The organism is Pseudoalteromonas sp. Isolate6 (genome assembly GCF_022398435.1).
Lineage (GTDB): Bacteria > Pseudomonadota > Gammaproteobacteria > Enterobacterales > Alteromonadaceae > Pseudoalteromonas > Pseudoalteromonas galatheae.
In genome coordinates, this window is sequence record NZ_JAKEVK010000145.1 from 1 (window position 1) to 11,698 (window position 11,698).

Here is an 11,698-nt window from a genome sequence, read left to right on the forward strand (position 1 = left end):
CCAGTGAAAACGCGCACAGTTAACTATCAGTATGCAAAGAACTTATCAGCATTCTGCTAAATATACCATCTGGAAAAATGCGCATGCGCGTTTCCCAAACCTATTATTTCAAATCGAAGATAAATAACCTTTTGATAAAAAATAACATTTTAAATTTATTCATGCGTAAACGCGCAAAATTTTTTTCATTATTTCCCTTTATATCCGAGAACTCCAGATAATACTGTATACACACACAGCGGCATGAGCTAAGGAGTTATCATGAGTCTAAAAAGCCCATTTCTGAAAGGTCTTCAGGAAGAAATGCGTATGCGTGGTTACAGCATTAGAACAGAAAAAACCTACCTATATTGGATTAAGGCATTCATTAACTTTCACCACAAGCGTCACCCTGAGATAATGGGAGCGGAAGAGGTTACACAATTTTTAACCTTTCTGCCAACCAATGAAATGGGGGCAGGAATGAGTTGACTAACCGGCCGCTATGTAGAATGAAACTAACATTGACGACCGTCTCTTGTTTGCTCGAAGGTGAATTCTAAACCCACTCTTTTTAACTGTAAGATCGGATATGAGATACTACCCTGTTTAACATGCGCGAGCGTTGTTAGGGTTACACTTCCCTATGCTTGATCACCATTCGAAAAGGTGGGCCATTTTTGAAATTGTTTTCAAACCAATGCCATGGCTATTACGTTTGGCATATAAGTGCTGTAGGGATTTATCTTTAATTTCGCCAACAATGACTTCTTTCACTTGATAACCCATTGCCACAGCAGCTGACGCATAAGCAACAAACTCCCATTTCTTGATATTGGTGTTATCAACAACGACCAAAGGGATACCTTCAGCTAAGGCATTAATAAACCGAGCTAAGTTTAAGTTGTGATATTCTGAAAGGCGTTGTTTTTCAAAATGATACTCGCCGTTTTCATTAAGAAAATAATCATCGGTTGAACAGATAAAATACTGTGTTTCATCGCCGGAGACTAGGTCGTCGGCTAGCGTTTGCGCATAATGCGATTTTCCAGAGCCAGGTAGACCCCTCAAAATAAAAACTTGTTTCATCGAGTTTTGAACGTCACTGTTAGTATTAATAAAGCTATTTTTATCATCGAACATTCATAATGCCACAGTCCGACTGTTTTTTCATGGCTTTTACTCATTCTTTTCAGCCCAGTTTTTTGCATTTCAGTGTTTTTTTATTTGTCCATCGCAGGTAAGATACGGCTTACATGACGATAAGACACTCTGTCTTTTAATTTACAAATAAAAAATAAATCATTTGGAGTAAAGATGAGCCACACAGCGATAACGGAGCTACTAGCAGGCACCGTTGCGGTTGACAGCCAAGTAACAGTAAAGGGCTGGATCCGTACACGACGTGATTCAAAAGCAGGTATTTCATTTCTAGCCGTTCATGACGGTTCTTGTTTTGACCCTATTCAAGCCGTAGTCCCTAATTCGCTGAATAATTATGACGAAGTGACTCGTCTTACTGCTGGGTGTTCAGTAGCGGTGACTGGTGTGCTTGTACAATCACAAGGTCAAGGTCAATCTTTTGAGATCCAAGCGAACAGCGTTGAGGTATTAGGCTGGGTTGAGAATCCAGATTCATACCCAATGGCTGCAAAACGCCACAGTATTGAATACTTACGCGAACATGCGCACCTTCGCCCTCGCACTAATGTTATGGGCGCGGTTACGCGTGTTCGTAACTGTCTTGCACAAGCTATTCACCGTTTTTATCATGAGCGTGGCTACCAGTGGATCAGCACGCCTATCATTACCGCAAGTGACTGTGAAGGCGCAGGCGAGATGTTCCGTGTATCTACACTTGATATGAACAACCTACCACGCACAGACAAAGGCGATGTAGACTATTCAGAAGACTTTTTTGGTAAAGAAGCATTCTTGACGGTATCAGGTCAGCTTAACGGTGAAACATACGCAAGTGCCCTTTCAAAAATCTATACTTTTGGTCCAACATTCCGTGCTGAAAACTCAAACACTTCTCGTCACTTGGCAGAGTTTTGGATGGTTGAGCCTGAAGTGGCATTCGCCGACCTTAACGACATCGCAGCGCTTGCAGAAGACATGTTGAAGTATGTGTTTAAAGCAGTACTTGACGAACGTCGTGATGATATGGAATTTTTCGCACAGCGTATCGAAAAAGATGCCATTACTCGCCTAGAATCATTCATCGATAAAGACTTTGCTCAGGTAGATTACACAGACGCTATTGAAATTCTAAAAGCATGTGATAAAGAGTTTGAATTCCCTGTTGAGTGGGGCGTCGACTTACAATCAGAGCACGAACGTTACCTTGCTGAAGTACACTTTAACGCACCAGTAGTTATCAAAAACTACCCTCGTGATATCAAAGCATTCTACATGCGCCAAAACGAAGACGGTAAAACCGTTGCCGCTATGGACGTCGTTGCGCCTGGTATTGGTGAAATCATTGGTGGCTCACAGCGTGAAGAGCGTTTAGATGTGCTAGATGCGCGTCTTGAAGAGATGGGCTTAAACAAAGAAGATTACAGCTGGTACCGTGACCTACGTAAGTATGGAACAGTGCCTCACTCAGGCTTTGGTCTTGGCTTTGAGCGCTTGGTTGCTTATGTTACTGGCATGGGCAACGTACGTGACGTTATTGCCTTCCCTCGTACTAAAGGCAGTGCGACTTACTAAAGTCTTGTCGAACAGCTAAAGTTGTGTTCTCAGCAGCTTTGGCTAAACGAAAAAAGGCCTTCATTAAGAAGGCCTTTTTTGATCACGCGAAGTTATTATAAAACTTCTAGTAGCTCAACGTCGAAAATTAGCGTTGAGAAAGGTGCGATTGCAGCACCTGCACCACGCTCGCCGTATGCAAGCTCATGCGGTACGTATAGACGCCATTTAGAACCTGCAGGCATCATTTGAAGTGCTTCAGTCCAACCCTTGATAACACCATTTACTGGGAATTCAGCTGGTTGACCACGCTCGTAAGAGCTGTCAAAAGTCGTACCGTTGATTAGAGTACCGTGGTAATGAACACGTACTTTTGAATCTTCAACAGGCTTATCACCTTCGCCAGTTTCAACTACTTCATACTGAAGACCTGACTCAGTTACCGTTACTTCAGCACGCTTTGCATTTTCTTCTAGAAATGCAACACCTTCAGCAGCTAACACTTTAGCTTCTTCTTCACGACGCTGTTGGATTTCAGCATTGATCTTCTCAAATGCCGCTTGAATTTCAGGGATCTCAACGCGGAAGCTGTCACCAGCATAAGCGTCTTTCATCCCTTCGAATACAGAGTTAAGGTTTAGACCTTCAAAAGGGTTTGCTTTAAGTTGCTCACCCATTTGTAAACCAATACCGTAGCTCGCTTTATCTGCGTCTGTGTTGAATTGAGACATAGTCTTTCCATATTTTTTTATTAACAAGAATCTTAGATTGTATCACAGCCAAAATAGGCAAGATACCGGAGCTGCTTGATTATCAAGCAGTCGAGCTATTCGTCGGACACAAAAAAACCGCTAACTAGCGGCTTTCTCTTCGGCGTATTGTTTGAGTTTTTTCATTACAAAGGTTGCAAATGGCAGCAATAATACAAGACCAATATTAAGCTCATCACTGTACTCCCCCAAGCTGCCAACAAAGTAGTGTCCAAATCCAACCACACCAAATAATGCAATAACCACACTGGCGATTTCTGGCCAAGATTTTTCATATTTAGTGATCAGATGACCAACAAGGCAATTGAATAAAAAAACATGCAGCAGCGTCATTGTGATATCAGGGTCTTGTTGCGAATCAATCGACAACGTTAGCGCCATATTTAGACCACTAAGATAAAAATAACTAAATACAATCCAAATAGAACTATGTTTTATTATTGCCATGTTACTAGCCGCAGACATACACGCCTCCAAACGAAAAAAACCGCCATTTGGAGGCGGTTTTGGGAATGAGGTGGCGGAGAGATAGGGATTTGAACCCTAGATACGCTATTAACGTATGCCGGTTTTCAAGACCGGTGCTTTCAACCACTCAGCCATCTCTCCGTTGTTGGCGCGCATTTTATGGAGTTATCCATCGGTTGTAAAGCACTATTTCAATTTTTGCATTCAAAAGCGCAAATAATAGCCGAATAATCAATAATATTGCTTTGGCCTTTTGGCAATGTAAGCAAAAATACAACTGGCGATAACCATTGCTATCACGATGATCCCCGAATCAATCATACCAATGACTGCATTTTTTGCTGGCAGCACTTTTTCAATGATAACCGGAATAGATGAAAACAACACTACGGTACTGAGCACTTTGAATGCTCTGGAAAAATCAAATCGCTTGGTGTAACTCATCCATGTTGTTAGTAATCCTAATACCAAGATAGGCGCTAATAGCCCCATCCATATCTCACTGGTATAACTCGATAATGCAACAGTTGCCGTGCATCCTATCAAGCTCCAAATAATCCAGGCGGTCCAATTTTCCCGTTCTTTTAAAAATAAATTACCCATGACACATCTTCTTTCAATTAGCTTGTTATTTTTATTATTGTTATAGAAAACAGGATTTACTGTCTTAGAGTAGCAAACATAATGGCTATAAAACAACCACATCGGTTGTGACAGTTTAAATAATGAAAAGTTCAACAAAAAGTATCAAAGAATGTGTTACCACAACATTAATCGCTGTATAAAAAAAGCGCAGCTATTGCTGCGCTCAACTTACTTTATTTTTAGCGGGGGAATTTAACTTTCAGCTTTATCAAGTTCATCCACTAATAATTTGGTTTCATCCGCCCTCGGTTTCGTAAATCTCGCTAAACCGAGATAAACGACAGGTGTAAGGTAAAGCGTAAAGAAAGCCGCTAAGCCTAAACCGCCAAATACGACCCAACCGATCGCATTTCTCGACTCGGCACCTGCGCCTACCGATAAAATCAACGGTAAAGCACCAAGTAATGTAGATACTAAGGTCATCATGATAGGACGCAAACGGATCACCGCGGCTTCTTCAACAGCTTGTCTTACTGACCGTCCTTTATCACGTAATTGATCTGCGAACTCAACTAACAAAATGGCATTTTTAGCAATTAAGCCAATCAACATCACTAAGCCGATTTGCGAATATATGTTTAGCGAAGTTCCAGTAAGATACAGCGCCAATATGGCAGAGGTGATCCCAAACGGAACTGTGATCATCACGACAACGGCACTGTTTACACTTTCAAATTGCGCAGCAAGTACGAGCAATACAATCAAGAACGCCAGCACGTAAGTAAGTAACACTTCATTGGCCGTTTCTTCAAACGTTAAGGCTTCCCCTTTAAACGCCAGCGTCACGCTGTCAGGTAAACTCTGATCTGCCAGCGTTCGTAATTTTTCAACCACTTCTGCCATAGGCATGTCTTCTGGCTGTTTCATATCCAGCTCGATACTACGACGCTGTGCGTGGCGTTCAAGCTCAGCAGCTACGCCCTCTTCGACAATAACGGCAAGGCTACTTAGCGGAACTAACGCACCAGTGCGGCTGCCAACATAAAGGTTAGCCAAATCACTTGGATCTCTGATGGTATGGTTTTGAGCCTGCAGCATAATTGGTATGGATTGGTCGCCAACATTCAAATCAGCAACATCATCGCCATTAATCGCCGCCCTAAGTGTCGTTGATATGTCACTCAAACTAACGCCAAGCTCTTCTGCTCTTCTGCGGTCAATGTTTACGCGCAGCTGAGGTTGTGAGGGTTGATAAGAGATTTGTACCGGAGCCACGTCTGGCATTTCTTTTTCAACCAAAGCCGCAAATTGTTGCGCTGCTTTAAAGATCTCTAAATAGTCATTACCAAGTAGCGCAAGCTCGATACCACCACCTTGGCCTCTTAGGTTTAAGCTATTTGCTCCAAAGGCACGCGCAGGTGCACCGGGTATATTACCAAGCGGTCCTCTGATCTTATCGATAATTTCCTGTTGCGAGAAATGACGTTCATCCCAATGCTTTAATGGCACAGTGATAAATACAATATTGGGATCCCACTGACCAACAACCGTATAGATTGACTCTATTTCTCCGCTTTCTACAAAGGGTAATAAAATGTCTTCCATTTGTTTGGCCTGTCTATCCATAAAGTTAAGGCCAACACCGTCAGGCCCTCTTGCGAAAATGCGAATTTTACCTCTGTCTTCAGATGGCAAAAGCTCATTATCCAATTGCGAATAGAGCGCACCAGATAAGCTCGCAATAACCACAAATACACTAAATGTTAGCCATGCATGGTCAAGCACCCAATGGATCGTACCGCGATACATTTTTGCGAGTTTCACACCAATACTCGAAAACAAGTGCTTTTTGCTATCTTGCTTTACTTTTAACTTAGATGTTAATGCTGGCACCAATGACAGGGCCACAAATGAAGAAATAATCACGGCACCAGCTAACACGCCACCAAACTCCCTGAACAGTCGGCCCGCAGTTGACGGTAAAAAAGCGATCGGTACGAATACCGCAGCAAGTACTGCGGTTGTCGCAACTACAGCAAAGAAGACTTCTCTTGTCCCAAGTACCGCCGCAGCGCGACGACCTATCCCTTCGCCACGACGACGCTGAATATTCTCACTAACAACAATCGCATCATCGACGATAAGTCCAGTGGCCAGCACCAGTGCTAGTAAGGTTAATATATTAACAGAGAAGCCAAGCGCCCAGATCAGCGCCAAAGAACCGATAAGCGCGACTGGGATCGCAAAAGCTGGAATAAGCGTCGCACGCCACGAGCCAATAAACACCCAAAGCGTGAATACCACCAGCAATATGGTTATCACCAAAGAGCTTAAGACTTCGTCTACGGATGAGCGAATAAACTGTGCATCATCGGAGGTGACGAATAGCTCCAGATCTGGAAAGCGTACTTTTATCTTATCAACGAGCTGCAGCACTTCGTCTGAGATTTCAATGGTATTGGACTGTGCTTGGCGAATGATTTCAAGCCCAATTACAGGCTCTCCGTCGAGTCTCACCATAGAACGAGGATCAGCCGGTCCAAAATACACAGAGGCAATATCCCCCACCCGAGTCTCACCACGAATGATGATATCACTCACCTGCTCAGCAGTTACAGAAGTGGCATCGGCACGGACAATCAGCTGCTGATCGTTCGACTTTAAACTGCCGGCGGGCACATCAAACGGGGCTTGTCTAAGCGCCGCAGCTACATCTGGCACGGTTAGATTAAAGCTTGTCAGTTTTAAGGGATCAAGTCTTACGCGCAGCACCCGCTCTCTATCGCCGTTCAGGCGCACATCGGCTACGCCTGGAATAGTTAAAAACTGCGGTGCTAAGTCTTTTTCTACTCGCTCGGTCAACCCTTCAAGTGTTAAAGAGGCACTACTTACAGTTAAAGACACCACGGCTTCTGCGTCATTATCCGCTTTAATAATAGACACCCGTTCAACTTCTTCTGGTAGCTCTCTTTGTATTCGAGAAACGGATTCGCGTGTTTCGTTGGCTGCATCATCTAGATTAATGCCCGGACGAAATTCAACAACAATCCGTGCATTATTCTCTTCACTTTGTGCACGAATGCTTTTTACACCACTGACACGCGCAACAGCCCCTTCTAACTTACTCGTCACTTCGGTATCGACAGTCTCAGGTGAGCCGCCAGGAAACGATGCGGACACCGTTAAACGCGGCCTGTCCACATCGGGCAGTTCACGAACTTCAACGCCGGCAAGAGCAGCAATACCTGCAATAATAATCAATAAATTTAATACAACGATTAATACCGGACGGCGAATTGCCATCGACGGTAAATCTTGTAACTGTGGTAACTCCGGTTTAGTCACGATTTATTCCTTCGCCAGTGCATTCGTCACCGCAATTTCTTGCCCAGGACGAAGACGTTGCACCCCTTCTACAACTAATAACTCTCTTGCAGCCAAATCGCCTGATACCAGCAATTTACCCGGCAAACGCTGTTGGATTTTCACATCAATACGCTTAGCTTTACCATCTACTTCTTTCCATACATAAGGACCTGTTGCGCCCCAAAGTAATGCAGCTTCAGGAATAACGGCAAACTCTTCACCTAATACCGTTAGCGATACTCTAAAGCTCATTCCAGGCAAAAAACGATCATTGCGGTTTTCAAAGATGGCTTTGATTTTTAGTGTGCGGGCTGTTGGGTCTATTCTAGAGTCCATTTGCGCTATCTTTGCGTCTATCCGTGTTGAATTATCATTCCAAGGTGTCAGCAGTACGCTATCGGTCGATTTAAGCATGCCATACGCCGATTCCGGTGCCGCAAATTGAACATACAACTTATCAAAATTATCGATACTCGCAATCGCGGTTTGAGTGGTAATGCGATCTCCAACCTCAACGTCGGTGAGTCCCATTACGCCAGAAAAAGGGGCGATCACTTGGCGGTCTTCTAATTCATTCTTAGCTTGGATCAAGGCGACTTTTGCTAAGTCTCTGTCCGTTACCGCTTTATCTAATTCATTAATTGGGACGGCACCGCGCTTTTGGCTATCAGTTAGGCGATCGACGGTGCGCTGCGCATCTGCAAGACGAATTTTAGCTTCTTCAAGCGCCGCTTTTTGGCGGCGTGAGTCTAGCTCCAATAGCAAAGTACCCGCTTTAACCTCATCGCCCGGTTTAAAATGTACCGCAGTCACCCTATCACCAATCGCGGGATACAAAATAACCGATTGAATAGCTTCAGCATTACCTACAGCCTGAATTTGCTGGCTACTGCTTTCAAATTGAATAGGCTCTGCAATCACTTGCGAAGGTTTCGCCAAAGCGGCACTGGTTATCAGCATAGTGGCCGTAAAAACCACCAAGCGCGTTACTTTACACATATTAACCTTAATAATTTCCATTGTTCTTAGCTATATTTGAGTGTAACAGTTAATCACTCACATCAAGATAAACTATTCGATAACACACAGTATAAGTGCGATGAGATGCAGTATGCCTTGCAGCGTTTCAAAGGCAAGATAAGCTCATGTAAAGTAAGGTAAAGTTATGTAAAGATTGAGGGAGAGTGAGGCGCGATAAACTACCGCGCCAAATCATGACTATTGTGCGGCCGCGCGCATCAGTCTATCGTTAACATCGCGCCACTCGGGCGCCGTTGGTGGTGCTTCCAACAAAATCTCGGTTGCACTTGATTGATCCAACTGATGTAACCCGTGATAAAGGCCCTGCGCATATTTGGCTTTGTCAGCACCAAGTTTGAGATCCACCAGCTCGTTGTTTGCTGAATTCTCAGAGAGCATTCGCTCAATTTGCGATGAATAATACAATACACCGGTATTCGCTTCGCACTGGCCGCATAGGCGAGCAGCTAACTCTTCCGTTGACAACAGGGTAAGTGGCTTGCTTGGTTGGTAATGGGCTTTTACGTTACCAGGGACGGCTACAGTGTGTACATCAGGCTCATCCACTTCAATATTGAGCACCGCTTCAAGTGCAGCTTTAGTAATAGGGCCTGCCCGCAAGATCCTCGGTGTGGCTGAAGATATATCGACAATAGTAGACTCAAGTCCCACTTCACATGGGCCGCCGTCTAACACAGCTGCTATTTTTCCCGACAATCCAAACAATACTTGTTCGGCGGTGGTTGGACTAATTTTTTTATAAGGATTAGCAGAAGGCGCAGCAAGCCCGGAGTTAATGTGCTGTAATAATGCTAGCATTGCAGGATGATTTGGCACACGTATACCCACGGTTGGGTGGCCGCCTGTCACTATGTCGCTCACATGTGCTTGCTTTTTGGCAACGATCGTCAGTGGTCCCGGCCAAAACGCATCAGCTAAAGCGTCAAAATAGTCAGGTAATGTTTCCACCCACTCAGTAACCAAAGACTTGTCAGCGAGGTGTACGATTAGCGGGTGATCAGCTGGGCGTCCTTTTGCTGCAAAGATTTTTTTAACCGCATCGGGTTGCTTTGCATCTGCTGCTAAGCCATAAACGGTTTCTGTCGGAACCGCTACAAGTTGACCATCACGTGCAAGTTCAGCCGCTTGCGCCGCTGCGCTTGGATCAGTTGCTAATAAATGTAAGGTTGTTAAGCTCGCTTCGCCCACGTGTCTTTCTCAGTGTAAAAAATGGACGCGAATTATAACCAATTTAAAACGCAAAGAGCCAGTATTACTGGCTCCAGCATAAAAACTAGGATCGGTTTGCGTTATTCAGCGCTTGCGACCATTACGGTTTTCACGTTAACAAACTCTTTTATCCCAAAGCCACCATGCTCTCTACCATAGCCACTGTCTTTAACACCACCAAACGGCAAATTTGGTTGTGCCAGCGAATAGCCATTAATATTCACCATGCCAGTGTCAAACTCCTTAATAGCGAGTTCTGTTGCACGTTGGGTGTCTTCTGAAAAAATGCCGCCACCTAAACCATAGCGTGAATCATTGGCTACCATCATTGCCTCAGCCTCATCATTCACACGAATTAGCGACGCCACAGGGCCAAACAATTCATCATCATAAGCTGGCATACCGGGTTTAACGTCTTCCAAAATGGTGACTGGATAATAAAAGCCTTGTTGTTTCGGAATTTCTCCACCGAGCGTACAAGTCGCTCCAGCCTCAACGGACGCTTCAACTTGTTGGTGTAATTCATCACGTAAGTCTTTGCGCGCCATAGGGCCTAAGTCGGTGCCTTTTGCAGATGGGTCTCCGACGTTTAGCTGCTTAAACCCAGCCACAAACGCGTCTCTAAATTTATCATAAATTTCATCAACGATAATAAAGCGCTTCGCGGCAACGCAGGTTTCACCGTTGTTGACAATACGACCTTGAATACACGCCGACACCGCTTTATTAATATCAGCATCTGCCAGCACCACAAAGGCATCGTTACTGCCAAGCTCTAGGACGGTTTTTTTAGAAAGCTCAGCAGCTTGTTTGGCAACTTGTTTACCTACTTTATCGCTTCCGGTAAATGTAACACCGCGAATATGTGGGTTTTTTATCAACTCGCTTGCTGTCTCGCCGTCAATTAATAGTGACTGGTAGCAACCTTTTGGAAAGCCTGCCTCTAAATATAACTCTTCAATTAATTTAGCCATACCAAATACATTTGAGGCATGCTTCATGACCGTGGTATTGCCCGCCATCACGTTTGAAACACTGTATCTGATAACCTGATAAAGTGGAAAGTTCCAAGGTTGTATTCCTAGGATCACGCCTATTGGTTGATAAGTGATAATGGCATGTCCCTGCTCAAATACCCGATGCTCATCCTGTAATTCTTTTTCGCCATGCTCGGCGGTATATCGGCAAATTTCAGCACACAAGGAAACTTCCTGTTCACCCTGCTCCGTCACTTTGCCCATTTCCTCGGTCATCAGTGAAACTAACTTGGATTTATTTTGCTCAATTAAATCAGCAAGTCTGTTTAGCTTTTGCGCTCTTTGCGTGAATGTGGTTTTCTTCCAAAATGAATAACAGTCATTGGCTAAGTCCACCGCCTTTTGCGCCTCATCCAAACCCATTAAAGTATATTCGTTAACGGGTTGCTCTGTCGCAGGATTAATTGTGGTTACCGTGTTTGACATCATAAAGCTCCTTCGAAAAGTTTAACGGCGTAAATCAATTTGTAGATTTACAACGATAGCCTTTGAATAAGCAAGGAAGGCACCAATCTGAGAATAATGAATATCCCATTGATTATTATGAAT

The 11,698-nt window shown here is 44.1% G+C and carries 9 protein-coding genes, 1 tRNA gene and 1 pseudogene; 2 read left to right on the top strand and 9 right to left on the bottom strand.

The window, feature by feature from the left end; genetic code table 11:
• Window positions 1-261 precede the first annotated feature (261 nt).
• Window positions 262-446 (top strand): annotated as a pseudogene (locus L1D50_RS16660) (phage integrase N-terminal SAM-like domain-containing protein); the annotation flags it as partial.
• A gap of 187 nt (window positions 447-633) precedes the next feature.
• Here the strand turns inward: L1D50_RS16660 and L1D50_RS16665 are convergent.
• Window positions 634-1,068, bottom strand: coding sequence for an AAA family ATPase (locus L1D50_RS16665; protein ID WP_026000942.1), 435 nt, complete (start codon window positions 1,066-1,068; stop codon window positions 634-636).
• A 228-nt stretch (window positions 1,069-1,296) separates the two neighbouring features.
• Between L1D50_RS16665 and asnS the strand changes: the two genes are divergently transcribed.
• Entirely contained in the window at window positions 1,297-2,694 is a 1,398-nt protein-coding gene (gene asnS / locus L1D50_RS16670) for an asparagine--tRNA ligase (RefSeq protein WP_010379069.1), read from the top strand.
• 95 nt (window positions 2,695-2,789) lie between these two features.
• Here asnS and L1D50_RS16675 read toward each other — a convergent pair whose 3' ends face one another.
• The 8 genes from L1D50_RS16675 to L1D50_RS16710 all read right to left on the bottom strand — a co-directional run bounded on the left by L1D50_RS16675 (window position 2,790) and on the right by L1D50_RS16710 (window position 11,575).
• A complete protein-coding gene (locus L1D50_RS16675; protein WP_010379072.1) occupies window positions 2,790-3,404 on the bottom strand; it encodes an FKBP-type peptidyl-prolyl cis-trans isomerase in 615 nt (204 codons plus the stop codon).
• Window positions 3,405-3,524: 120 nt separating this feature from the next.
• A complete protein-coding gene (locus tag L1D50_RS16680; protein ID WP_010604797.1) occupies window positions 3,525-3,908 on the bottom strand; it encodes a hypothetical protein in 384 nt (127 codons plus the stop codon).
• Window positions 3,909-3,961: 53 nt separating this feature from the next.
• Window positions 3,962-4,052: transfer RNA gene (locus L1D50_RS16685), tRNA-Ser, on the bottom strand.
• A 90-nt stretch (window positions 4,053-4,142) separates the two neighbouring features.
• A complete protein-coding gene (locus tag L1D50_RS16690; protein ID WP_010379077.1) occupies window positions 4,143-4,514 on the bottom strand; it encodes a hypothetical protein in 372 nt (123 codons plus the stop codon).
• A 234-nt stretch (window positions 4,515-4,748) separates the two neighbouring features.
• Window positions 4,749-7,799: an efflux RND transporter permease subunit gene (locus tag L1D50_RS16695; RefSeq protein ID WP_239966447.1), complete on the bottom strand. Its 3,051-nt coding sequence runs from the start codon at window positions 7,797-7,799 to the stop codon at window positions 4,749-4,751.
• Between the two features lie 45 nt (window positions 7,800-7,844).
• Entirely contained in the window at window positions 7,845-8,882 is a 1,038-nt protein-coding gene (locus L1D50_RS16700; protein ID WP_239966444.1) for an efflux RND transporter periplasmic adaptor subunit, read from the bottom strand.
• A gap of 198 nt (window positions 8,883-9,080) precedes the next feature.
• Window positions 9,081-10,091 (bottom strand): L-threonylcarbamoyladenylate synthase, encoded by a 1,011-nt coding sequence (locus L1D50_RS16705; protein WP_239966445.1) that lies wholly within the window; start codon window positions 10,089-10,091, stop codon window positions 9,081-9,083.
• Window positions 10,092-10,192: 101 nt separating this feature from the next.
• On the bottom strand, window positions 10,193-11,575 hold the full coding sequence (locus L1D50_RS16710; RefSeq protein WP_239966446.1) for an NAD-dependent succinate-semialdehyde dehydrogenase: 1,383 nt from the start codon (window positions 11,573-11,575) through the stop codon (window positions 10,193-10,195).
• Window positions 11,576-11,698: the final 123 nt, after the last annotated feature.